Origin of the sequence: Pseudocolwellia sp. AS88, assembly GCF_030551755.1 — a bacterium.
In the GTDB taxonomy this organism is placed as follows: Bacteria; Pseudomonadota; Gammaproteobacteria; order Enterobacterales; family Alteromonadaceae; genus Pseudocolwellia.
Genome location: NZ_JAUPEC010000003.1, coordinates 253,209 through 276,872, shown reverse-complemented (window position 1 = coordinate 276,872; position 23,664 = coordinate 253,209). Strand labels below are relative to the sequence as shown.

Genomic DNA, 23,664 nt, shown 5'->3' with positions numbered 1-23,664 from the left:
GTACGCTTAGTTGTTGATTTCATAACACTCTCCAATTTACTTAAAGAAAAGTGTCAACCTTATTTAGGACGGGTCATTAAGAACATAAAAGGCCTCAATTCTCTCTCAATGATGAAATTTATGTGATTATCAAGGCATTGTTATAAACCAATAGCTGGCTATTGAGCGTAAAAACAACGCAGATAGGCGCTTAAATAGCATTATTGAGTAAAATAGCTTAACCCGAGCTGAGGTTAATTAATAAGCGCCAGCAGCATAAGTTAATTCGTAGCTATGGCTGTAGATTTCAAGAATATTTCCAAATGGGTCTTCCATATAAATCATACGGTATGGTTTTTCATTAGGATAGTAATAGCGTGGCTCTGCCATTCTCTTTTTACCGCCTGCAGCAACAATCTTCTCAACTAACTCTTCTAAGTTTGGATCTTGTACACAGAAGTGAAAAACACCGGTTTTCCAATATTCAAAGTTGTTTTCAGGATTTTCTTGGTTTTTAAATTCAAATAACTCAACGCCGATACGATCGCCTGTCGACATATGAGCTATTTTAAACTTGCCCCAGTTAGCACCAAATACATCGGTACACATTTCACCGATTGGGCTGTCATCTTCTATAATTTCTGTTGGTTCCATAATTAAATACCAACCAAGCACTTCGGTATAAAATTTCACTGCTTTTTCTACACTAGGTACTGAAATACCTATGTGTGAAAATGTTCTTGGGTATGCTTTGCTCATAGTGTTTCCTTAAAGACTTACTTAACTCATTTGATGGGCAAAGTGTACGCCGAATGATAAAGTATAAAAAATTATCATTTTTAATAATAATGAGTACAGTTTGTAATGATAAATCCTAATTGGCTTAAAACGTTCTGCACCCTTGTTGATACCGAACACTTCACTAAAACCGCTGAACTGCTTTTTATGACTCAGTCGGGCGTTAGTCAGCACATCAAAAAACTAGAACAGCAACTCGATACCCCATTATTGATACGTGATGGGAAATCTTTTTCATTAACTTCGCCAGGTGTAAAGCTTTATCAACAAGGTAAGTATTTGTTGAACAACTTAACGGAATTAGAAGCTTCCATTAAGTTAGACGAGCCATTTACTGGCAGCGTTAAAATAGCCTCTCCAGGCAGTGTTGGCTTAAAGCTATATCCGTATTTATTAGACATACAAGAACAACATAAAAGCTTAGTAGTTGATTACAGTTTTGCGCCAAATCGTGATATTGAAGAGAAGATTATTGAACGTAAAATTGATATTGGTTTATTAACCGAACGGAGCAAAGCCAAACATGTTGTTTGTAAGAAAATAGCAGTAGAACCTTTAGTATTAGTAACATCAAGTGATATTGAATCAGTAAACTGGCAACAATTACTTGAATTAGGTTTTGTATTTCATCCAGATGCAGCCCATCACGCCCAGTTATTGTTAAGTAAAAACTTCACAGCCTTTGAACATATAGAACAGTTCGAGCGTAAAGGTTTTTCTAATCAAATTAGTTTGATTTTAGAGCCAGTCAGCCGTGGTATAGGTTTTACTATTTTACCTTTACACGCAGTTAATGCATTTCATAAACAATCAGCTATTCGTATTCATCAACTTGAACATTCAGTTGGCGAATCATTATACCTTTGCCACAATAGACAATCCTTCGAAACCAAGCGTAGCAGCTATATAGCGTCTCAGATTTGTGAGTTTCTTGGTAAATAGAATAGCGATTACATTGTTTAGCTCCGGCTTGGAACCTGAACTCCTAAGTTAGAATTTACTTAAACTGGGTATAAAGTAAAAAGCACGCTGTTATGATTAATAACCCGCCCATGAGGTAATTAAAGCACTTTAACTTAAAGGCATTATTTAACAGTATTGCCGCTTTCTTACCGACTACTGACCAGATAAAAAGGGAGCCGTAACATACAACGAAATAGATAAAAGCGAAGGTTAAAAACTCCAGGTTACTGTTTGGCACAGAGAATAAAGAAATACCCACCATACTTGCAACCCAAGCTTTAGGATTTAACCACTGCAACAAGAAACCTTGACTAAATGTAGGTTGAGCACGAGTTTCTATATCAACTTTAGGCTTTGATGTTGCTATTTTATAACCCATATAAACAATAAATAATGAGCCAACAACCGCTAGCACATCAAGAAAGTGCGGATACAAATCAATAACTTTAGAAAAACCTAAACCAACAAATAACAGCAATAATGTGAAGCCAATTGCTCCGCCTGAAACGAATCCAAATGTTTTACGTATTCCATAATTAGCACCTGAAGACACAACCACCATATTTACTGGCCCTGGTGAAATTGACATAGCTAAAGAGAATGAGAACATTGCGAATAATAACGACATGGGTTTCCTAAATATGATTTTTAGATAGTTGGAGCATTTAAAACGTAACTATAAAGACGAGAAGAAGATTAAAAATTAAACGGAACGTTGTTGGTGTTTATCAAGCCATTATATCACTAACTATAATAAGGAGTGAAAGTTGTATAGTTAATTTAAACTTAACTACATTTTAATAAGAAGCGACTGCTGATCTTTCTTACTCATGTTACTCACTACCAACTTAAATGAGTTGTCTATCATACGCTCTATTTCACCTTGTGGAATAGAGCCATCTAGAATAACGGTATTCCAGTGACGTTTGTTCATATGGTAACCAGGGATCACAGAAGGGAATATGTCGCGTAGCATTAAGGCTTCGTCAGGTTCGCATTTTAAATTGATGTAGTAATGCCCTGACATTTTGCTATCTGACTTTTCAGTCTCTTTACCTAAAGATAAAAATCCAAACATTTTATGTTTAACGCGATAAACCTCTACGCCATCACCAAAAGGATAATTTACAAAGGCTTCGGGTTTACTCAATAAGTAATCTTGTACCTGTTCTTTGTTCATAAGTGACTTTAATAAAGATAATGAAACAAAAGCATATCATAACATTCCAGATACACTTCATATTCATTACCTAAATATAAGCCGCTTATTTAGAAAGCACTTTTAAACGCTCCGATAATTTAACCACACAAAGCATTAAAAAAGATGCGAGGTAATTTGAGAAAGCTTGGCGAATGTTGAAACTGTGTAAGTAACTGCCCAATCTTATCCTGCTTCTTGTTAGTAACAAACCATGGTGGTTTAGGCAATAACGTTAGCTCACCTGATAATAGGTTACGTGGGAACGGTCGCCATGGAGAACGTACAATTACACGTTCAGGTTTGTCGAACATAAACGTATTATGTGCGAAGCCAATACCACTTTGTACATCTTGTAAGGTATGACCCGGAAATGCCCCCCAAGGACAAGCAGGAGTTAAAAAGCCAAGACCACTCCACGTATTGATAGCGATAGTTCCATAACGTAATTCAGCAATTATCTCTTCAAAGCGCTCTTTCCCTATCTGCTTAATAGTTTTAGGGTGAATAACAATATTAGCGCCCAATGTGCCATAAAGTTCGTCATTAGCAAATTTAACCGCGGCACGTAAATAGGTTTCAGGATCTAGCTCTGAAATTTCATGTGTCGCAAGTGCTGGAGCAAAAACTTCAGTTATACGATACTTATCGTTAGTTGAATCGGTTTCAGAGCTAACCAATAAAGGTGTAACGGTTCCACGATCAAATTTAACAACATTGTTCGCGCTTTGCTCGAATTCGGACAAGCGTGCTTCAGCACCAGGATAATAAGGTTGGCGAGGATCGAGGTTACCTATGGTTTCTTCAATCGTTTTCAGTAGCGTTTCTTTCTTATCCCAACCTTTTGGTAAAATAAGCATTTGGCAAGCAACACAGTTAAAGCCCGAGTTATGCATTTTTTGTGTTGCTATGTTCTCAGCCTGAAACTTTAAGTCTGCTGCTGACCAAGAACCAGGAACAACTATAGTAGGGCAAACAGCACCTAATTCAGATGTGATTGTTTTAGTCAGCTTAGGAGTGTCTGCGGCTTTGTTACGAAAGCCTTCTTCACCTGGTCCCCAAACAATAATGTCGTGTGAGGCACCAGAGCCGGTAATATGTATTTCATTCACATCCGAATGTTCACACAAATAACCACCTACATCAGCACCACCTTTGACTATACGTAGAACATTCAAATCAATCAGAGGCTTCAACGCTTCATTTAAAAATTCTGTTAGATATTCATTAACAGGGTTCATTTTCAAGATGACCACTTGATGTTCATTAAAGACTTTATGAAAAACATCTAATGGCGCTATTGATGCAATATTACCTGCACCTAAAACTAAAGCGAGTTTACCTTTACGTTGTTTTGGAGGAATGTCGTAACTGCCTGCCGTATGCTGTGCAAGATTACTTTCTGTAACTTTATCTTCCATCCACACTTCTGCAGAAACACCAGATAACAATAAATGATCCCATATAGAATGCGGTAATACTTTTACAGCGAGTTGACCTGATTGCGTTTTACGTTTTTTCAGTGAATTAAGAAAAGTTTTACCTTCCATCTTCGTGAGTGTTTGCAGTAAAGCATTACAGGCAGACATCACGGAATACGGACCTGAAATCCACTCTTCACCGACTAAAGCGGAATCTTCTGGTATACCTTTTTTATGGCCTGCTGTTTTAGCCCATTTTTCTGAAACAGGTAAAAGACAGTCTTTAATTTCAAGCAATACTGAAATACGTTTAGCAATACTTGTTTGAGACCATTCATCTTTCTCGGCAGTAAGATCACTGAGATCTTGATCCAGAGCAGTTTTATCAATGGAAATGCTTTGTTCTGTGTTATTAGTCATTATATTTTCACTTATCAATTAAGTGTTCACCAAACTGCTTACGTAATTCTGCTTTTTGTACTTTACCCGTAGCTCCCAATGGTAAGTTATCAACAAAAATAACTGCATCAGGTATTTGCCATGATAAAATTTTGTCTTTGTAGAAAGCTAAAACGTCTGCTTCAGTAGGATTCATGTTTGGAGCTTTAACGGCGATAACAATTGGGCGTTCATCCCACTTTTCATGTCGGGCAGCAACCACTGCAGCATTAGCAACTTCAGGGTGTGCAATAGCTATATTTTCTAATTCAACGGTAGAAATCCATTCTCCTCCTGACTTAATAATATCTTTGGAGCGATCACGAATAATCATAAATCCATCTTCATCAATTGTAGAAACATCACCGGTATCAAACCAACCATCATCGGTCAGTGCATCTTTATCTTGTCCAAAATAACGTTTAGCAACCCAATGCCCGCGAACCTGAAGGTCGCCTTGCGTTTTTCCATCATGAGGGAGTATTTCGCCGTTTTCATCAAGCAAGCGTAAATCGACACCAAATAATGGTCTGCCTTGCCCTGTGCGCAATGTGATTTTCTCTGTTTCAGATAATGCACTATGACGCTGTAGAAACTGATTAATGGTTGCTACTGGAGAGGTTTCGGTCATACCCCATGCATGCAATAACTCAACACCGTAAGAGGTGAAAACTGGGATCATAGATGGCGGCAATGGTGCCCCACCTACCACTGTGCGGGTTAAACTTGCTAATGTAGAATCTGAAGCTTCAAGTGCCGCTAATAAGTTCATCCAAATGGTAGGAACGCCAAGTGCTATAGTTGTTTCAGTATCATCAATTAGGTTGAGAATACTTTTTCCATCTAAGTTAGGACCTGGTAACACAAGCTTACAGCCGTTAGCCGCCGCGATGTAAGGAACTCCCCATGCATTTACATGAAACATAGGTACAACAGGTAAAACAGTGTCTTGTGCAGAGAGTGCAAGACCATCAGGCTGATTACCCACCAATGTGTGCATTAACGTTGAACGATGCGAATAAAGCACACCTTTTGGATTACCAGTAGTTCCTGAGGTATAACATAAACTTGAAGCCGAACGTTCATCTACTTCTGGCCAAGGCGCATCAGCATCACCGATAGCAAGAAGTTCATCATAAAATAACAACCCTTCAATCGTTTGAGCAAGATTTTCGTCTCGAGGACCCATCACAACAAAGTGTTTAACGGTTTTCAGTAAAGGATAAATTTTTTCAACTAAAGGTAAAAAAGATTGCTCAAAAAGTAAGACTTGGTCTTCTGCATCATTAACCACAAAGGAAAGTTGTTCTGGAGAAAAACGTGGATTGATCGTATGACACACCATGCCACCGCCAGAAATACCAAAATAACTTTCTAGATGGCGACGGTTATTCCAAGCAATAGTTGCACAACGCTCTCCACTCGCAATGCCAAGCTTACTAAGAGCGGAAGCAAGTTTGCGAGAATTACGCCCGACTTCTCCCCAGTTACTCGTGATTCGTTCGCCTGTGGTTTCTACTGAGATGATTTCAGTGTTGGTGTGGTAACGTTCCGCATGAGCAATGAGGCTACCAATAGTTAGTGGCATCTCCATCATTTGTCCTAGCATTATAACTCCCCTATTTATTTGTTATTGTTAACCAATAAAGTAATTACATTCAGAAATCCTACAAAAGTACTATTGATTTCATAAAGAAGTAACTTATCGATAGATATACATATGATATATTTTTTATATAGTCACATTGCCACAGCTTTAAAATTTAACAAGCTTTAAGAATATAATTTATAAGATTATGCTTTACAGATCATGTCAGTAAACTGCGAACAATATTTTTGTTTTGTAGGTTTTATCTGTAGTAAGGGTTATATGAGTATATAAAATATCAAATCAATTCTGTTAGGCAGAAAAGTTATTGAATTGATGACTATGAATATACTTAGTTTGCAGGTTTAAATGATATGACTTTACATTACGTAAAGTCATATCATTTGATTTCATAATAATAACAAGATTAAAACTATTTAGCGGTAGCTCACCAGTGTTGGAATAGTAAGTATATTTTTGCCAAAACGCTTTAAAGTCATATATATACCAAAGAATACTAAACTAACAACAGTCAATATGCTAAATGAATGCAAAGGTGTTGTAGCAAAAGTTGCAACTTGGTAACTAGCTACAGCTGACAAATAAGCTAAAGTGAAACTCCATGAGGCTGCAAAAACGGCCCAACGTGTACCAACTTCATTTTTAATTGCGCCCATTGCTGCAGCACAAGGCGTATAAAGTAAAATGAAAAGTAAGTAACTAAATGCGCCTATTTTACCAGCAAATGCCGCCTGCATTATAGTTATGGTACTTTCCTCAACCTCTTGAGCTTGTGCAGCCGCTTGTACTGTAGAAACGTCACCAATATCTGTACCTAGCGGGTCATCTGCTTCTATTCCTTGCAGATTATCTTTAATGCTAAAGATTGCTTCATCCCATATCACACCAAAAGATTCTGGCTCACTAGCTTCTTCTGATTTAGGTGAGTACAAACTGTTAAATGTTGCAACAAGTGCTTCTTTGGCGAATAAGCCCGTAATAATACCTACACTCGCCTGCCAGTTATCTTCTTTCACACCCATAGGTGCTAATAACGGAGTAACGACTTGAGCACTTCGACTTAATAATGAATCTTGTGTATCGTGATGACCAAACTCGCCGTCAGTACCTAAAGAGTTGAAAAAGTTAAGTACACAAACGACAACAATAATCGTTTTACCTGCGCCGAGAACAAAAGATCGAGTTCTTTGCCACACTCGTTTAAATAAGTAAGATAATTTAGGCCATTCATATAAAGGAAGTTCCATAATATTAATGGAGTTACTCCCCATTAAAATAGTTTTCTTAAGCATTAAGCCTGTAAACAACGCTGCTGCGATACCAATCAAATACAATAAAAATACAATGTTTTGACCTGAATCAGGGAAAAAAGCTGCGGCGAAAAGGGCATAAACAGGCAATCGAGCACCACACGACATAAATGGTGACATCATAACTGTGGTTATGCGTTCACGTTCATTATCTAAAATTCGTGCTGACATTACCGCTGGTACCGTACAGCCGAAGCCAACAATTAACGGTACAAAGGCTTTACCTGGTAAGCCAATTTTTTGCATTGCACTATCAACAACAAAAGCGGCTCTAGCTAAATAACCACTACTTTCTAGCAACGATAAGCCAATAAATAAACAGGCAATAATAGGAATGAAAGTCGCAACTGTTTGAATACCTAGACCAATACCACCAATAATTGTTGTTAACCAATCAGGCAAACCAAAACTACTTAAAAAATGCAGAGGGTAATCTACAAATATTGCGCCTGCTAGAATATCGAAAAAATCGATGAAGGCACTACCGACATTAATCGCAAACATGAATAATAAATACATCATTACCAAGAAAATTGGCACGCCTAATACAGGATGCAACATCCAATGATCGAGCTTATCGCTAAAGGTATTTTTTTCAGGAGGCATAACGGTAACGTCTGCAATCACTTGTTCAATAAAGCTATATCTTGCTTGCATAACTGCAAGAGCTTGCTTGTCGTTTGATTGACAAGAGCCCGAACATGCTTGACGCTCTAATGATAAAGGTATGCCTTCAAAATCAGCTAATTCAATTGGCAATGTTAATAAGTGCTTTTTTTCGCTAACCTTAGGGAGTGTTTTTAATATGTCTTTTAGGTTTTTTCCGGCATTTTTGCCGATACTATTTTCAGTAACAACAGGGCATCCAAGCTGTTTAGACAACTTGCTGATATCTATATTTTCAGCTTCTTTACGATCGTGTTTGTTAAGCACAACGATCATAGGTAACCCAAGCTCTAACAATTGAGTTGTTAAATACAGTTGACGCTTAAGCTGTGTAACATCGATTACATTAATTAAGCAATCAATCGGCTTATTTTTAATAAAGTCTTGGGTTATGGATAAGTCTTTACCTTGCTGATCACGTTGAGCTAACGAGCTAATACCCGGTAAGTCGGTTAACAATGTAGGTGTGTTGTTAATCTCACACTGCTTCTGTTTGGCAGAAACCGTTACACCTGTCCAATTACCTGTTTTTTGTTTTCCGTCACTTAAGGCATTAAATAATGTACTTTTTCCTGAATTAGCAAAACCCGCTAATACAAAATTTTGCTGTGTCATTCGTTTATTAACTCAATTTTTATTTGGTTGGCAATATTATTAGGTAAACACATTTTTGTTCCATGTAAATGGAAAGCAAGAGGCCCTTTAAAAGGCGCTTTATGTGCTAAAGATATTTGTGTTTTTAAGGCAAAACCCTGCTCAATAAGCTGAGCACTTAAATTAAAGTTATCAGGTAAAAAACAAATACGCGCTTGTTGATTGGGTGATAATTCGGATAAAGTCATAAAAGCCACAAATGAATGATAATTGTTATCATTTGATAATACTAAATCTGTGGGTATCCGACAATATAATTAACGCATAGATACCAAAATGAATGTATCAATTTGCAACAATGGAGAATTATCCTGAGTTGTTAAGCCGTTTTCAGTTTTATCTTAGAAGTTTTTTGTTATTAAAGTGTTTTTGTAAGATTTTATAAGTGCTTGTTTACATTAAAGCTAAACCTTGCATAATAACTCTCAGTATTATTGTTATTCTAGTATTCATATTATTAATTGAATCAGCGATATTATTTAAGGTCTATCATTATCTCGAAATTTTTTTCGGATATATAGAAATGTTCAACTAGGCATATTTTGATAGCTATAATTTTTATTAAACATGATTTAGCTCGCATAGTTCAACAAGCCCAGTGATATTTAATGACAATTCAATTAACAGTGGCACAATAGAAAAGTATTTAACGATAAGGATTCTCAATGAAAGGTATTATCGCCTTACTACTTATAGCAACAAGCAGTATTTGTAATGCAACAGAACAAGCAGAAGCAATTTTTAAACAACTCGCGCCCTCTCTGTACCAAATTAGACTTATCGATAAAGCCAGTGGTGAAAAATCATCGATTGGTTCAGGCTTCCAGATCACTAGCGATGGACTTATCGCAACCAATTACCATGTAATCTCTGGCTATGCTCGCCATCCAAGTAAATACAAGATTGAATACTTAGATAACAAAGGTAATAAAGGCGCTCTCGAACTTAAAAGTGTAGAAGTAATTAACGATTTAGCCTTAGTAAAACGTGAAGTTACTCGAGAAATGCCGTTTTTCGAAATTTCAGATACCACACCAACCAAAGGTGAAGAATTATTCTCTTTAGGTAATCCCCATGATTTAGGAATGATTGTGGTACCTGGCACCTACAATGGTTTGAAAAAAGAATCTTTTAACGACCGTATTCATTTTACTGGTTCAGTTAACTCGGGTATGAGTGGTGGGCCTGTTGTAAATGCTCAAACACAAGTAGTCGGAATTAACGTTGCAACATCTGGAAATCAAATAGGTTTCTTAGTTCCACACGACAAATTATTATCACTTTTTGCTGCTTATAAAGTCGATGAAAAGATAAGTATTGAACAGCAAATGTTAGATCAGCTAACTAAAAACCAAGAAAAACTCATGTCGACTATTTTAGCTAATGAATGGCAATTAAAGCAGTTAGGCGAGAGTTTAATTCCAACAGTAGATGTACCTTTTATTAGATGTTGGGGTGACTCTAACGCTGACAAAGCTGACGCACTTATTTTAGCTGCTGTTGCCCATTGTACTTTAGAAGAAAACACCTATCTTTCGTCACACTTTTTTACTGGTATTCTTGAAATGGAATTTAGGTATATGCAAGCGAAAGAGCTAAGTGATACTAAGTTTTATACCTTATATGAGCAACGTATTAAAAGAGCGGGTCCAGCTAACGAAGCCAATAAAGAAGACGTAACTGAATACCAATGTCAGCACGACATAGTAATGCCAGCTCATCAGGGAATGAAAAACAAAGCGGTATTTTGTACCCGAGCCTATAAAGACTTTCCTGGGTTATTTGATATTTTATACCTAGCTGCTTCTATTGATAAAAACGATCAAGCGCTGTTAAGTCACTTCACCGTTGCTGGTGTGACTCAAAATTCTGCCATGGCATTTTCTAAGAAGTTTATGGAGTCTGTAACATGGAAATAATTATTGAAGAAATCAGCAAGGGTCATAAGCTTTTAGGCAGACATAAGTTTTCTAAAACATCGATAACTATTGGAAGAGGATATCAAAGCGATATCATTATTTCTGATCCACATGTTTGCGCCGAGCATTTAAACTTTGCTTACGATGGTGAGCATTGGCTGGTATCTGATGCAGATACCATTAATGGTAGTTTTATAGAAAATAGTAAATCTGTTATAAAACAGCACATTGTAAAGTCTGGCGATATCATTTCGTTAGGTAAAAGCCAAATTCGGGTTTTCTTCCCTGATCATCCTGTTGAAGCGAGTACTACCTTCAGTCCTTTCGAAAACTTAATTGATATTGCACGCCACCCAATTTCGTTGGTGTTTAATATTGCCTTGTTTGCAGTTATTACTGGATTCTTATTCTATCTAAATCATGGGACCGAAGTTTCATTTACTCAGCTGTTTGTTCCTACTATAAGCATGATGTTGATGTTCGCATTATGGCCTGCAGTGATCTCAATCATATCGCATCTAACAAAACATGATGCCCGGATAACCAGCCAACTAGGCATAAGTTTTGTGTTTTTTAACTTGATGTGGGTGAGTGATGTTATTCAACGTTTTGTGCAATTTAATGTATCTAGCCAATGGCCATTGATGTGGCTAGTGTCTGCAATCCCTATCGCCCTAGCTTTTTGTTTGTTCTGGTTTAACTTGAGTATTGGTTTTCATACTTCAGAACGTCGTCGTTTAATTATTTCTGCTGTGTTAACTGGCTTGTTATTTGGTGGTAATGCACTGATTGAGTTAAGTAAAAAACCTGAATTTAGTACACGCCCGAAATACGATGCAACCTTAATGACACCAATGTTTAGCATAACGCCTAGCACCAGTGTTGATGAGTTCCTTGAAGACAGCGCTGAGTTATTTGAAAATGCGAGAAAAGAAATAGATGAGGAATAATCAGAATAATATAAGTTAAGCTATTCGATTACCTTAAAAAACTAAAACGCCCTCTAAATTTATATTTAGGGGGCGTTTTGTTTATTGCGTTTACTTATTCTGATATCAGAATAAATAACCTGAGCTCGACTTAATATATTCTTATCTAACAGCTACTTTTACTTGCTTCATCGTTAAATTTACTTGCAATAGGCTAGCTATTGACGCGAAATTTGCCTTGAAGAAAGAAAAACTATCAAGCTAGAGTATAAGTTAAATTTTATGAGTAATTATTTCAATGAATTAAAAACATCTTAAACCGAGTTCAGGTTAAATAACCAATTTTAATTATGGGCGAGGAATAAAACCAATCGCTTCATATACAGACTTAAGTACTGTTTGCGCATGAGCTGAAGCTTTCTCTGCACCTTGACGCATAACAGAATCTAAAAAGGCTTGGTCGTTACGGTATTGATGATACTTCTCTTGAATTGGCTCTAACAGGGCTACAACAGCTTCTGCTACATCGCCTTTAAGATGACCATACATTTTGTCGGTATATTCAGGCACTAATGACTCAACAGTTTTACCAGTACAACAAGATAACAATGACAATAAGTTAGACACACCTGGCTTTTCAGCGATATCGAAGTAAATGTTCGCTTGTTCATCCGAATCTGTCATTGCACGTTTGATTTTCTTGGCAATTTTCTTTGGGTCTTCAAGCAAACCAATAAAGTTACTTGGATTATTATCTGACTTCGACATCTTCTTAGTTGGTTCTTGTAAACTCATTACACGCGCACCAAACTCAGGAATGTATGGATCTGGAACAGTGAACACTTCGCCATGAATGTTGTTAAAACGTGTCGCTATATCACGAGCAAGCTCTAAATGTTGTTTCTGATCGTCTCCAACGGGCACTGTATCTGCTTTATATAATAAAATATCGGCAGCCATTAGCACTGGGTAGGTAAATAAACCAGAGTTCATATGGGCTTCAGACTTTTGAGATTTGTCTTTATATTGAGTCATTCGATTCAACTCACCCATTTGGGTGTAACAATTTAGTACCCAACTTAATTGAGCATGCTCTGGTACGTGAGATTGAATAAAAATAGTGCTTTTATCAGGGTCTACGCCACAAGCCAGATACAAAGCTAAGCCATCAAGTGTCGCTTTGCGTAATGCTTCAGGATCAGGACGAACGGTAATGGCATGTTGATCAACAAGCATATAAAAACATTCGTGGCTGTCTTGCATATTAACCCACTGTTTTAAAGCTCCTAAATAATTACCAATAGTTAATTCACCTGACGGTTGGCAGCCACTTAATACAATAGGTTTACTCATGATTTTCCTTTAATAGTTCTTTAATTAGTTTTGAACTTTGTTTATATGTTGGATACAGCTTAAGTTAGCTTTTGCTAACACTAGATAATTCTTTTCTTAGTTCATCAATAGCGACTTTATAATCAGGTTGCGAAAATATAGCACTTCCAGCAACAAACATATCAGCGCCTGCGGCTGCAATTTCTGCAATATTTTTACTGTTAACACCACCATCCACTTCAAGCCTTATGTCTCTTCCGCTTGCTGTGATTTTGGCTTTAACATGTTTAATTTTTTCGATTGTGGTCGGAATAAAGCTTTGCCCACCAAAACCTGGATTTACCGACATTAATAAAATAACGTCTACTTTATCCATAATATAATCTAAACAACTTAACGATGTTGCAGGGTTCAAAACAACGCCCGCTTTACAGCCTTGATCTTTAATTAGCTGTAATGTTCTATCAACATGATCGGTTGCTTCTGGATGAAATGTTATTATGTCTGCTCCAGCTTTCGCAAAAGAAGGAATTAAAGTATCCACCGGCTTGATCATTAAATGAACATCAATAGGAGCCTTGATACCAAAAGCCCTCAATGATTCACAAATCATTGGACCGAAAGTTAAGTTAGGGACAAAATGATTATCCATTACATCAAAATGAATAACATCGGCTCCAGCATCTAAAACAGCTTGAACATCATCGCCCAAACGAGCAAAGTCGGCAGATAAAATAGAGGGTGCAATTAAAAAAGACATAGGTAATCCTTCAAATAAAATCTGCGCTACTTTATAACAAAGCTCAATTTTTTTCCATTATAGAAGGCATTATTATCAACTTATCCCTCTGATAGTTGAATATATTAGCTATGATCACTCAAAGTTTAATAAAAAACGTTCCTCATATTCATTTTATGTCTATGCTTGAGGTTTTTACTCATTTTAAAGCACAGAAAACAATCGATTAATTCAGTTAAATATGTGAAAAATGCATAGTTCACTACCTATTTAGAATTTTTATTCTCTTTAATGGAATATTTATTTACCTTGCACACATATGGTGCACAAGTCAGATTGGATTCGCACCAAAACCGCACAAATATAAAAACAAGAGTTAACAACATGTTAAAAAAATGACATAAGTCAATGATAACAATAATAAATAAATATTTTTAATTTTTGGCAACCAAATTGCTTTATATCAAGGAAACATTTAATAAAATAATAGAGAGAACTAAACATGAAAAAATCAATTATATCTATCGCATTAAGCGCTACTTTAGCGACTTCAGCACTTGTTTCTACTCAAGCTTCAGCAGTTGAAGGTTTATCTGCAAACGTAGCAGCTTCATCAAACTACATTTGGCGTGGTATTAGTCAAACTGGTGATGAAGCAGCAATATCAGGTGGTATTGATTATGCAGCGGATTCTGGATTCTATGTAGGTACTTGGGCTTCAAGCCTAGGAGGTGGTGCTGCTGAAGTTGATCTATATGCTGGTTACGGCTTTGAAGTAGATGGAATAAGCTATGATTTTGGCTATATCTTTTACGGTTACGATAGCTCAATAGCATCTACTGGTGATGCTGATTTCGGTGAGATTTATGCTTCTGTAGGAATTGACGCATTTTCATTTGGTGTATCTGTTTTAGCTCACGCTGAGTGGGATCAAGATTTTGCTGATGACATTTATTACACAGCTGATTATGCGCTTGATGTTGAAGGTCTAGAAGTTGGTTTTCATGCTGGTTATTACGATACTGAATCTTCATATGATGAAGGTAATGTATATGATGGTTACGATTTAGGTGTAACTCTGTCTAAAAACAATTTTACTTTTGGTGTTAACAAGCACGAAAACACAAACACAAGCGTATATCTTTCTTACTCTGTAGATATTGATTTATAATCAAATCTAACTGATTTCCAAAAGGCCTAAATATTCATTTAGGCCTTTTTTTTGGGCTTTTTATCTAAAGTATCAATAAATATACTCTTGAAAATAGCCTTTAAAATACATAAAGAATCTAATCACTACTTTTTATTGTGATGACATTGCCTCCATCAGACCGGTTCATTTTTATATCTTATAAAACCTCTAATGAACTTACCTATTACGTTAAAGATTTAATTCCTCAAGTAAAAACCATTTCAGTTTTGTTTAATATATTATTGATTGAAATAAAACATCTTCATCACTGGTCTTATCTTTACTATATAAATATTGATTTATTTCCTGGATAGAGGTTTTTATGAAAAAAATACTTGGCTTAGTTTTATCAACATCAATGCTTTTGTACTCATCTTTAGCTAGCGCAGATAAAGCTGTTTTAGCTGGTGGTTGTTTTTGGTGTATGGAATCTGACTTCGAAAAATTGCCTGGTGTAACTAAGGTAGTTTCAGGTTTTACAGGTGGTAAAGTAAAGAACCCAACTTATCAAGGTGATCATACTGGTCACTATGAAGCTGTAGAAATAACCTATAATCCAGAAAAATTAAGTTATCAGGATATACTTGATCATTATTGGATTAACATCGATCCTTTTGATGCCCGAGGTCAATTTTGTGATAAAGGTTCTAGCTACTTAAGTGCCATTTTTGTTGCCAATGAAGAAGAAAGAATTCTTGCAGAAAAATCTAAAGCATTAGTTATAAAAGAGTTCCCTGATCAAACTGTTGTGACTCCTATATTAAACAGTAGTACATTTTACCCAATAAAAGGTAAGGAAAGTTATCATCAAGATTTCTATAAAAATAACCCTATACGTTATAACGCTTATCGTTGGAACTGTGGTCGTGACAAACGTTTAAATGAAATTTGGGGTGATAGAGCTAGCCATTAAAGTAAGATGTGTTATCAATAACTCTGCAAAAAGCTTAAATCGGTTTTAAATTTAGGCTTTTTTTTCGCCTATCTTTCCCTTACTCTGGTGTATCAATAAACAACGGATGTACTTATGAGTGATAAAAATGATGAAAACAGCTTTAAAGAAACAGCAAAGAGTGTTGGAGCTGCCTTTATTGGCGTGCAAAGTGAAGCTAATAGAAAGCGAGACTTTTCCAAAGGAAAGTTTAGTCACTTTGTTATAGCTGGGCTTATTGGCGTAGTGCTGTTTATAACGATGTTATTGGTTATTGTATCGGTTGTACTACCTTAAACTTTCAGACTTAAAGCTATTTAGTTTTAGGTAAATGATACAGAGCTAATAATTCTGCGGCTTTTTTACGTCCGCCACCTTTTTGGCTTATAGTTCGTGCAACTTGAATAGATTTAATTTTATTCGCGTGCTCGTAAATTTTTCTTGTCCAAATAGTATCGTGATTACTAATTAAAACACTGGTTTTAACCTTATTAATGATCTCTTCAGCCGCATTGGCTAAATCAGCTTGCTCATCTAAACCAAACCCATTACCAGAATAACTAGTAAAGCTGGCTGTAGCACTTAATGGCACGTATGGTGGGTCACAATATATAACATCGCCATCTTGTGCATTATCTATAACACTTCGATATCCCTGACACACAAAAGTAGCCTTCTCTGACTTTTCAGAAAAGTATTCTAGCTCTTCACGAGGGAAATAAGGCTTTTTGTATTTACCAAAAGGGACATTGTAACCACCTGACTTGTTATAGCGACATAAGCCATTGTAACCGTGTCTATTCATATACAAAAACAAAAGCGAGCGATAATATTTATCTGTGGTGTTGTTGAACTCTTTACGCAGATGATAATACACTTCTGGATCATTATTTTTTTGATCAAATAAGCGCGCTGCATCTTCAATAAACTTGATAGGAGTTTGCTGGACGATTTTATATAAGTTAATTAAATCAGCATTAATATCGTTAAGAACATACTCATCATAATCTGTATTTAAGAAAATTGAACCTGCGCCAATAAACGGCTCAATTAAGCGTTTACCATCGGGTAATAATTTGTTGATGGTGTCAGACAGTGTATATTTTCCACCTGCCCATTTGAGAAACGCTCTATGTTTAATTTTCATCTAACTTTTTTATGGTTAACACTTTTCTAAGAGGCTGGATTGTAACTAATTATTGAGACTGATTATATAGGTTGATTTCATTATTCACTGCTTGAACCGACTTTATCCATGGACCTCGGTCTCGAAGTTCTGGCGATAGTACACTTATTGCCTGTTTAGCTTGCGGAATTGACTTATACACATGTGAAGTAACTATATGCGTTACTTTACCATTGAGCTCTCTTGTATAACCATGGAATGGATTATTTTTATGTGTATTTAAAAATGATTTATACCCTTCTACCTTAGTAAAACTGGCAAGCTGTATAACATAACCTTCTATGTAGCTTTGGTAATAATCAGCATTATTGCTAATATCAAGCTGTTCACTTTCTGGAGAAATAGTTTGCTCGTCTACCACCTTTACTTCTTGTGCTTTTGCAACTTCAATTTTATCAGGCATACCGGCAAGTTCTGAAACAGGCAACGGCTTAGATTCAAAAGAACCTGTATTTTTATTATTTAAGCTTACTTCATTCTCTAACTTTGTTACTACTTTGTCCTTAGTTACAGGTTCATTACTACGAATATCCGCAATAGAAGCAGTTAATTCTTTTTTAATTGTATTTTCCTCTGCAATTAAAAACTTAAATACTTCTGCAGATGTAGCAATAATCGGCACTTCTATTTGTTTATCTTCCTGCAAATTAGTATGTGCAGTTTTATTGGCTTGCACAAAAACCTTTTTATACTCTTCTTTAGGAATAGTACTTTCTTGCTTGACTGAGTTGGTATTACTGAAACCACCAGATATATAAACAAATGCCAGGCCACACAATACTATTAATAACGCAAAAATTATAAGAAGATTTTTAACTAAAGCACCACTTTTCTTATTTTTAAGTATTGATGAATTCCAGCTAATAAGCTGTCCATTTTCAGCTAACAAAATAGAGATTTTATTATCAAATAAATGTTTATTTTCAGAAAGATTTATCGCTGCTTGTATCTTACCTAATAGTAAAACATTAATGGTTTTATTTAACTTCTTAGCAATTTCAGCTAATTGACATAATTCGTGAGATAACTGTAATGAAAGGTATTCTACATTTGAGATAACAATGGTAATTGCTTCGTTCTTAGCTTCAGCTAACTTGACTACATTTACAGAAAGGGGCTGCTCAGGATCGAATAAAGTATTGCCAAATAATTGTTCAATGATTCGACAACGGATTTGGATATCATTTAGTTTTGAGGAAATTGATACAAAGGCAGCATTATGATTTTTTGATAATGACCCGAGAAACTCATTACCAACATTGGTATAAACTTCAGGATCATCATCAATCACTAATACTGCATGTTTAGAGAATCTTAATATGTAGTCTATACGTGCATTAGCACTTATTGTTGTAACACTTTCACGCAAGGTTGGCGTTTTATTTATGTGCTCAATTTTAGACATACTTTTCTCTTAATAAATGTTCGCTAGTACGCGAGCAGTTTTACAGTATCTCTTTTAAAAGGTCCTCTGCAATATCGTCACGGATTTCTGATTTACCAATTGCTGTTGGTATTATAAATCTTAATTTACCTGCTAGGTTTTTCTTATCGCGCTTCATATGACAGATAAATTCTTCAAAGCCCATATTACTTGGTGCATCTAGCGGTAAATCAAATGCTTTAATTAAAGCTTCGATACGACGTAAATCTGACGTTTCAAGCAAATTTAGCTTAACAGCTAATTTAGCAGCAAGTACCATACCAGTAGCAACAGCTTCACCATGTAACCATTTACCGTAACCTTGATCGGCTTCAATAGCATGACCAAAGGTATGACCTAAATTAAGTAAAGCTCTGATCCCGCCTTCTTTTTCATCGGCAGATACAATATCAGCTTTTAACTGACAGCATGTTTCTATCATTTTGCTTAATGTAGCTGGCTCACCTGAATTAATTGCATCTATGTTATTTTCTAACCACACAAAAAAATCGTAATCACCTAAAATACCATATTTAATAACTTCGGCCATACCAGCATTAAATTCACGCTTCGGTAAAGTTGTCAATGAATTGATATCTATAAATACAGCTTTAGGTTGGTAAAAAGCACCAATCATGTTTTTACCTAAAGGATGATTAACCGCTGTTTTACCACCAACAGACGAGTCTACTTGAGAAAGTAGCGTTGTTGGAATTTGGATGAAATCTATACCACGTTGATAACATGCTGCAGCAAAGCCAGTAATATCGCCAATGACGCCACCGCCTAATGCAATTAGAGTTGAATCTCTACCATGCGCACTAGAAAGGAGATGTGACATTATTACATCAAAATTTGAAAGGCTTTTTTCTGATTCTCCATCAGGAAGAATCACTTCATCAACATCAAAATCTTTTAACGTATTTTTTAATGCTGATAAATACAAAGGCTGAACAACAGTATTAGATACAATACACACGCGAGTACCACGGATATGTTTAGAAATAAGATCACTAGTTTCTAGTAATCCTTGATCTATATATATCGGGTAACTGCGTGTATCTAACTCAACGTGAAGAGTTGTCATGACTTAAATACAACTTAGAAATCTAAGCGCTCCATTATTTTATGAGCAACAACTTTGGCACTTTGGTCATCTGTCTGTACGATCACATCAGCTATTTCTTCATATAAAGGGTTACGCTCAATAGCTAGATTTTCTAGTACTGTACGAGGCTCTTCTTCAGTTTGAAGTAATGGACGTTTTCTGTCTCTTTGAGTACGAGCGACTTGTTTATCTATTGTTGTTTCTAAATAAACAACAATACCGCGTGCTGATAGACGGTTTCGTACTTGCGCACTAATAACTGATCCACCACCTGTAGCGAGAACAATACCCTGCTTTTCGGTTAAATCTTCAATTACAGACTCTTCCCTTAAACGGAAACCTTCTTCGCCTTCTAGGTCAAACACCCAAGCAATATCAGCGCCTGTACGACGTTCAATCTCTTGATCTGAATCAAAAAAATCTAGATGCAACCTATCTGCTAACTCTCTACCAATGGTACTTTTACCGGCGCCCATAGGGCCCACAAGGAAAATATTACGTTTCTCTGCCATTAGACTAACTTTAACTCATTAAATAACAATTATGTAAAATAGGGTATATCTGGAAACCCCCAACGAAAACTCAAGGGCGCAATTATCGCAATTCTTCTATGTAAAATGCAAGTAAGTGAGGACAAAAGTCCTCACTTACTGCAAAATAGTTATAAACGCTCTGTTACTATGCGGGGTGTAACAAAGATTAATAGCTCTTTTTTCTCACTAACATTGCTGGTATTTCTAAATAACCAACCAAAATATGGCACATCGCCAAGAACTGGAACTTTTGAAACACTAGTAATCAATGATTGTTCATAAATGCCACCTAAAACAATTGTTTCAGCATTATTTACTAATACTTGTGTACCAATTCTCTGCGTATTTATTGAAGGACCAGAAACAGTTTCTTCACCTCTTGTATCTTGAGATACAATTAAATCAAGAATAATACGATCGTCAGGTGTAATATGAGGGGTTACCGTTAAGCTTAGTACTGCCTTCTTAAATGAAACAGAAGTTGCACCACTTGAAGCCGCTTCTTGGTAAGGTATTTCAACACCTTGCTCAATATAAGCTTCTTTCTGATTTGATGTTGTGATGCGCGGGCTCGCTATTACTTCACCTTTGTTCTCTTGCTCAAGGGCACTTAATTCTAAATCTAAAATAGTACCATTTGCTAATCTAGCAACCTGAAATGCAAGACTTGCTGCACCACTACTTGCTGGTAGATTTACATTTAATCTGTCAGCTAAATCAGGAATTGCACCTGTGCCCACTGGAGTTTGAGTCAACCCATTCGCGTCATCAAGAGCATCTATAGTAGCTGCACTTCCATATTCGCCATCAGTATTGGTAATGCCCCAGCGTATGCCCAACTCTTCATCTACACTATCAACAACCGTAACCATGCGGGCTTCAATAATTACTTGGCGAATAGGTATATCAAGAACCGTAACCATTCTTTTAATGTCTTCAATACTTTTTGCCGTATCACGAATTAGAAGTGTATTCGTTCTTTCATCAACGCTAACACTACCACGTTCTGATAAAATACTGTTATCTTCAGTTTTAACGAGATCAGCTAATTCACTTGCTTTAGCGTAATTCACTTGAACATATTCAGAGTATAACGGAGCTAGTTCTTCAACTTGTTGTAATGCTTGTAAGTCACGAGCTTCACGTGCAGCTAATTCATCACTTGGCGCTACCATTAAGATATTGCCTTCCATACGCTTATCAAGACCTTTAACTTTAAGGATAATATCTAAAGCTTGATCCCAAGGAACACCATCAAGTCGTAAAGTTATGCTACCAGCAACTGTGTCACTGGTAACAAGGTTAAAGCCATTATAATCTGCGATGATTTGTAAAACGGTTCTTACTGGAATATCTTGAAAGTTAAGTGATATCGCTTTACCTGAAAAGTCATCACTTTCACCTAAATAACCAGGTACTTTAATCTTCTCAGCTACAGTTAAAGAAAATAGGTTATTAAGTTGTTGATGCTTAAAAGTGAAATCACCATTTATATCTATGACTAAACGTGCATTACGACCTTCTTTAAAGGTTTCAATATTTGTAACTAGAGTACCAAAATCAGTCACATCTAATTGATATAATAAGTCTTCCGAAATTTCAGTATTATGAAATTCAACATATAACTTACCCAGTTTGTCACTTACATCAACAGCAACCATGCTATCTTCTAGGTTAACTAAAACCTGAGCTTCGTTATTTTGTCCTTTTCTAAAATCTAAAGATAAAACATTGTTAATAAAGTCTTTACCAATATCAGGTAATTGTCCAACAGATGTATTTTTTAGGCCTTTATTCAGTACCAATGAAAACTCATTGTCTATTTGAGACACATCAAATACAGATAATTGATCCATATGAATAGTAGCGACAACCTTACCTGAACGTTTTTGTACGGTTATATTATTAACACCCGCATGTTCAACTATGGTTTCTTGAAGTTGCAGATCAAAACTGTCAGCCTCGAAGGTAAGCGATATATTTGCGGGGCTCATAGAAGTTTTTACTTTCGGCTGGATCTTTAGATCTTCTGAAAGTATAAACGTTAGTTTTATTTCTTCATTTTGCATCGTATTGTATTTAACGCCTGTTAAACTAGAAGACATTGCAAATGTAGAAAATAAACACATCAACCCAGAAATAAGGTACTTAATGTTTAACATTTTATAAGAATTATATTTATTCATTTTATTTAATAGCAACATTACTTCCTTTGCCCCTTTGAATCCGATTCTGACATTGTAATAACCGTTTCTCTTTCAACCCAACAACCTGCACCATCAGGAATTAATTCTGTAACAGCAACCGACTTCTGATTTACTGCAGTAATTTTTCCATTATACAAACCTACGTATCCACCTATTGCAACACGATGCAATGTAGAATCAGATGCTTCAACAAGACCCCACGTAATACCCAGCTCACCTAAAGTACCGCGCATAGTTAGATCACTTATAGCAAACTTTTCAAGCGGTTGTTTTCTTCGACGAGGATCAGGACTTAAACATCCAGAGGTTTGCTGTAGTTTTTCTTGAATGGCTTCTGCTTGAGGTAAATCAAACGGGCTACGCATATTCTGAGCTTCGTAATCATAATGATTAAAAACAGGTACCTCTGGCATTGGCTCGATACGACTTGTCGTATTCGCTTGAACTTCTGCAATATAGGTTCTGATTTCATCAGTATCATCAAAACAACCTGATAATAACAATGGAAATAGCAAAGCTAATCTTTTCATTCTTCAGCCTCCCTATAACGATAAGTCTTCGCTTGCAGCTTTAATACAAGAAAGTCAGTCGCTTTAAAAGGAGCAGGTGGAAACTCTATATCAAAGTCATGTAATGTGACGATTCGAGGTAAGCCTGCTATTTTACTTACAAAATTACCAAACTCGTGGTAGAAACCTTGTACTTCAATATCGATTGGAAGCTCAATATAGATTTCTTTAGTAATTTCTGGCTGCCAATTAAGTTTAGCAAAATCTAATCCACTTGTAGTCCCAACAAAAGTTATATCATCCAATAAACCTGGAGTTTCATGACTCTCTGGTAGGCTTTTAAGTTGCTTAGCGAATAAATTTTCTGCTTCTTTCATTTGTTCTTGAAAAAGTTCTAAATTAGCAGCAACATGATATTTAGCACGATATTCTTCACGTAACGTTAACTCTTGAGATTGTACATTCTTCAATCTATCTATTTTGTCACTTACTAAACCGATATAACCTAAAACGAGTACGACAATACCAATAAAAATGGTAAGTACTATTTTAGGTAAAACAGGCCATTCGCCAATATTATCTAATTCTAGTCCATCAAACTGAGAAAAATCTAATTGCAT

Annotated in this window: 22 protein-coding genes; 6 read left to right on the top strand and 16 right to left on the bottom strand. The window is 36.0% G+C overall.

The window, feature by feature from the left end; all coding sequences use genetic code 11:
• Window positions 1-237: 237 nt before the first annotated feature.
• Window positions 238-738: a lactoylglutathione lyase family protein gene (locus Q5N69_RS04080; RefSeq protein ID WP_304367577.1), complete on the bottom strand. Its 501-nt coding sequence runs from the start codon at window positions 736-738 to the stop codon at window positions 238-240.
• A 105-nt stretch (window positions 739-843) separates the two neighbouring features.
• Here Q5N69_RS04080 and Q5N69_RS04075 point away from each other — a divergent pair, with 105 nt between their 5' ends.
• Window positions 844-1,719 (top strand): LysR family transcriptional regulator, encoded by an 876-nt coding sequence (locus Q5N69_RS04075; RefSeq protein WP_304367576.1) that lies wholly within the window; start codon window positions 844-846, stop codon window positions 1,717-1,719.
• 55 nt (window positions 1,720-1,774) lie between these two features.
• Here Q5N69_RS04075 and Q5N69_RS04070 read toward each other — a convergent pair whose 3' ends face one another.
• From Q5N69_RS04070 to Q5N69_RS04045, 6 genes are all read right to left on the bottom strand, one after another.
• Complete coding sequence (locus tag Q5N69_RS04070) at window positions 1,775-2,368, bottom strand: LysE family translocator (protein WP_304367575.1); 594 nt, start codon at window positions 2,366-2,368, stop codon at window positions 1,775-1,777.
• A 162-nt stretch (window positions 2,369-2,530) separates the two neighbouring features.
• On the bottom strand, window positions 2,531-2,920 hold the full coding sequence (locus Q5N69_RS04065; protein ID WP_304367574.1) for an MmcQ/YjbR family DNA-binding protein: 390 nt from the start codon (window positions 2,918-2,920) through the stop codon (window positions 2,531-2,533).
• A gap of 119 nt (window positions 2,921-3,039) precedes the next feature.
• Window positions 3,040-4,779: an aldehyde dehydrogenase family protein gene (locus tag Q5N69_RS04060; RefSeq protein ID WP_304367573.1), complete on the bottom strand. Its 1,740-nt coding sequence runs from the start codon at window positions 4,777-4,779 to the stop codon at window positions 3,040-3,042.
• Window positions 4,780-4,786: 7 nt separating this feature from the next.
• Window positions 4,787-6,406, bottom strand: coding sequence for a long-chain fatty acid--CoA ligase (locus tag Q5N69_RS04055; RefSeq protein WP_304367572.1), 1,620 nt, complete (start codon window positions 6,404-6,406; stop codon window positions 4,787-4,789).
• A 416-nt stretch (window positions 6,407-6,822) separates the two neighbouring features.
• A complete protein-coding gene (gene feoB / locus Q5N69_RS04050; RefSeq protein WP_304367571.1) occupies window positions 6,823-8,997 on the bottom strand; it encodes a ferrous iron transport protein B in 2,175 nt (724 codons plus the stop codon).
• Entirely contained in the window at window positions 8,994-9,224 is a 231-nt protein-coding gene (locus Q5N69_RS04045; RefSeq protein ID WP_304367570.1) for a FeoA family protein, read from the bottom strand. The genes feoB and Q5N69_RS04045 overlap by 4 nt, the downstream gene beginning before the upstream one ends.
• 477 nt (window positions 9,225-9,701) lie before the next feature.
• On the opposite strand from Q5N69_RS04045, the gene Q5N69_RS04040 reads away from it, so the two are divergent.
• Complete coding sequence (locus Q5N69_RS04040) at window positions 9,702-10,955, top strand: serine protease (RefSeq protein ID WP_304367569.1); 1,254 nt, start codon at window positions 9,702-9,704, stop codon at window positions 10,953-10,955.
• Window positions 10,946-11,905, top strand: a complete 960-nt coding sequence (locus tag Q5N69_RS04035; RefSeq protein WP_304367568.1) for an FHA domain-containing protein — start codon at window positions 10,946-10,948, stop codon at window positions 11,903-11,905. The genes Q5N69_RS04040 and Q5N69_RS04035 overlap by 10 nt, the downstream gene beginning before the upstream one ends.
• 327 nt (window positions 11,906-12,232) lie before the next feature.
• On the opposite strand, the gene trpS is transcribed toward Q5N69_RS04035, so the two are convergent.
• A complete protein-coding gene (trpS, locus tag Q5N69_RS04030; RefSeq protein WP_304367567.1) occupies window positions 12,233-13,237 on the bottom strand; it encodes a tryptophan--tRNA ligase in 1,005 nt (334 codons plus the stop codon).
• A gap of 64 nt (window positions 13,238-13,301) precedes the next feature.
• On the bottom strand, window positions 13,302-13,976 hold the full coding sequence (gene rpe, locus Q5N69_RS04025; protein ID WP_304367566.1) for a ribulose-phosphate 3-epimerase: 675 nt from the start codon (window positions 13,974-13,976) through the stop codon (window positions 13,302-13,304).
• Between the two features lie 481 nt (window positions 13,977-14,457).
• Between rpe and Q5N69_RS04020 the strand changes: the two genes are divergently transcribed.
• From Q5N69_RS04020 to Q5N69_RS04010, 3 genes are all read left to right on the top strand, one after another.
• Complete coding sequence (locus Q5N69_RS04020) at window positions 14,458-15,126, top strand: TorF family putative porin (protein ID WP_304367565.1); 669 nt, start codon at window positions 14,458-14,460, stop codon at window positions 15,124-15,126.
• Between the two features lie 343 nt (window positions 15,127-15,469).
• Window positions 15,470-16,060 (top strand): peptide-methionine (S)-S-oxide reductase MsrA, encoded by a 591-nt coding sequence (msrA, locus tag Q5N69_RS04015; protein ID WP_304367564.1) that lies wholly within the window; start codon window positions 15,470-15,472, stop codon window positions 16,058-16,060.
• A gap of 114 nt (window positions 16,061-16,174) precedes the next feature.
• Window positions 16,175-16,375 carry a DUF2970 domain-containing protein gene (locus Q5N69_RS04010; RefSeq protein ID WP_304367563.1) on the top strand — a complete coding sequence of 67 codons (201 nt, stop codon included), beginning with the start codon at window positions 16,175-16,177 and terminating at the stop codon, window positions 16,373-16,375.
• 16 nt (window positions 16,376-16,391) lie between these two features.
• Here the strand turns inward: Q5N69_RS04010 and Q5N69_RS04005 are convergent, their stop codons facing one another.
• The 7 genes from Q5N69_RS04005 to Q5N69_RS03975 form a co-directional block, all read right to left on the bottom strand.
• The gene (locus Q5N69_RS04005) at window positions 16,392-17,225 is read right to left on the bottom strand and encodes a Dam family site-specific DNA-(adenine-N6)-methyltransferase (protein WP_304367562.1); all 834 of its coding nucleotides are present in this window, start codon (window positions 17,223-17,225) and stop codon (window positions 16,392-16,394) included.
• Between the two features lie 49 nt (window positions 17,226-17,274).
• A complete protein-coding gene (locus Q5N69_RS04000) occupies window positions 17,275-18,669 on the bottom strand; it encodes an SPOR domain-containing protein (RefSeq protein WP_304367561.1) in 1,395 nt (464 codons plus the stop codon).
• Window positions 18,670-18,709: 40 nt separating this feature from the next.
• Complete coding sequence (gene aroB / locus Q5N69_RS03995) at window positions 18,710-19,774, bottom strand: 3-dehydroquinate synthase (protein WP_304367560.1); 1,065 nt, start codon at window positions 19,772-19,774, stop codon at window positions 18,710-18,712.
• 14 nt (window positions 19,775-19,788) lie between these two features.
• The gene (aroK, locus tag Q5N69_RS03990; RefSeq protein ID WP_304367559.1) at window positions 19,789-20,307 is read right to left on the bottom strand and encodes a shikimate kinase AroK; all 519 of its coding nucleotides are present in this window, start codon (window positions 20,305-20,307) and stop codon (window positions 19,789-19,791) included.
• A 149-nt stretch (window positions 20,308-20,456) separates the two neighbouring features.
• Window positions 20,457-22,532, bottom strand: coding sequence for a type IV pilus secretin PilQ (locus Q5N69_RS03985; RefSeq protein WP_304367558.1), 2,076 nt, complete (start codon window positions 22,530-22,532; stop codon window positions 20,457-20,459).
• On the bottom strand, window positions 22,532-23,065 hold the full coding sequence (locus Q5N69_RS03980; protein ID WP_304367557.1) for a pilus assembly protein PilP: 534 nt from the start codon (window positions 23,063-23,065) through the stop codon (window positions 22,532-22,534). The genes Q5N69_RS03985 and Q5N69_RS03980 overlap by 1 nt, the downstream gene beginning before the upstream one ends.
• Entirely contained in the window at window positions 23,062-23,664 is a 603-nt protein-coding gene (locus Q5N69_RS03975) for a type 4a pilus biogenesis protein PilO (RefSeq protein WP_304367556.1), read from the bottom strand. The genes Q5N69_RS03980 and Q5N69_RS03975 overlap by 4 nt, the downstream gene beginning before the upstream one ends.

What these genes read in the sequence shown, in the direction of transcription:
- Q5N69_RS04080 (WP_304367577.1), bottom strand. Translation starts at nt 738, where the DNA reads ATGAGCAAAGCATACCCAAGAACATTTTCACACATAGGTATTTCAGTA.
- Q5N69_RS04075 (WP_304367576.1), top strand. Translation starts at nt 844, where the DNA reads ATGATAAATCCTAATTGGCTTAAAACGTTCTGCACCCTTGTTGATACC.
- Q5N69_RS04070 (WP_304367575.1), bottom strand. Translation starts at nt 2,368, where the DNA reads ATGTCGTTATTATTCGCAATGTTCTCATTCTCTTTAGCTATGTCAATT.
- Q5N69_RS04065 (WP_304367574.1), bottom strand. Translation starts at nt 2,920, where the DNA reads ATGAACAAAGAACAGGTACAAGATTACTTATTGAGTAAACCCGAAGCC.
- Q5N69_RS04060 (WP_304367573.1), bottom strand. Translation starts at nt 4,779, where the DNA reads ATGACTAATAACACAGAACAAAGCATTTCCATTGATAAAACTGCTCTG.
- Q5N69_RS04055 (WP_304367572.1), bottom strand. Translation starts at nt 6,406, where the DNA reads ATGCTAGGACAAATGATGGAGATGCCACTAACTATTGGTAGCCTCATT.
- feoB (WP_304367571.1), bottom strand. Translation starts at nt 8,997, where the DNA reads ATGACACAGCAAAATTTTGTATTAGCGGGTTTTGCTAATTCAGGAAAA.
- Q5N69_RS04045 (WP_304367570.1), bottom strand. Translation starts at nt 9,224, where the DNA reads ATGACTTTATCCGAATTATCACCCAATCAACAAGCGCGTATTTGTTTT.
- Q5N69_RS04040 (WP_304367569.1), top strand. Translation starts at nt 9,702, where the DNA reads ATGAAAGGTATTATCGCCTTACTACTTATAGCAACAAGCAGTATTTGT.
- Q5N69_RS04035 (WP_304367568.1), top strand. Translation starts at nt 10,946, where the DNA reads ATGGAAATAATTATTGAAGAAATCAGCAAGGGTCATAAGCTTTTAGGC.
- trpS (WP_304367567.1), bottom strand. Translation starts at nt 13,237, where the DNA reads ATGAGTAAACCTATTGTATTAAGTGGCTGCCAACCGTCAGGTGAATTA.
- rpe (WP_304367566.1), bottom strand. Translation starts at nt 13,976, where the DNA reads ATGTCTTTTTTAATTGCACCCTCTATTTTATCTGCCGACTTTGCTCGT.
- Q5N69_RS04020 (WP_304367565.1), top strand. Translation starts at nt 14,458, where the DNA reads ATGAAAAAATCAATTATATCTATCGCATTAAGCGCTACTTTAGCGACT.
- msrA (WP_304367564.1), top strand. Translation starts at nt 15,470, where the DNA reads ATGAAAAAAATACTTGGCTTAGTTTTATCAACATCAATGCTTTTGTAC.
- Q5N69_RS04010 (WP_304367563.1), top strand. Translation starts at nt 16,175, where the DNA reads ATGAGTGATAAAAATGATGAAAACAGCTTTAAAGAAACAGCAAAGAGT.
- Q5N69_RS04005 (WP_304367562.1), bottom strand. Translation starts at nt 17,225, where the DNA reads ATGAAAATTAAACATAGAGCGTTTCTCAAATGGGCAGGTGGAAAATAT.
- Q5N69_RS04000 (WP_304367561.1), bottom strand. Translation starts at nt 18,669, where the DNA reads ATGTCTAAAATTGAGCACATAAATAAAACGCCAACCTTGCGTGAAAGT.
- aroB (WP_304367560.1), bottom strand. Translation starts at nt 19,774, where the DNA reads ATGACAACTCTTCACGTTGAGTTAGATACACGCAGTTACCCGATATAT.
- aroK (WP_304367559.1), bottom strand. Translation starts at nt 20,307, where the DNA reads ATGGCAGAGAAACGTAATATTTTCCTTGTGGGCCCTATGGGCGCCGGT.
- Q5N69_RS03985 (WP_304367558.1), bottom strand. Translation starts at nt 22,532, where the DNA reads ATGTTGCTATTAAATAAAATGAATAAATATAATTCTTATAAAATGTTA.
- Q5N69_RS03980 (WP_304367557.1), bottom strand. Translation starts at nt 23,065, where the DNA reads ATGAAAAGATTAGCTTTGCTATTTCCATTGTTATTATCAGGTTGTTTT.
- Q5N69_RS03975 (WP_304367556.1), bottom strand. Translation starts at nt 23,664, where the DNA reads ATGCAATTAGATTTTTCTCAGTTTGATGGACTAGAATTAGATAATATT.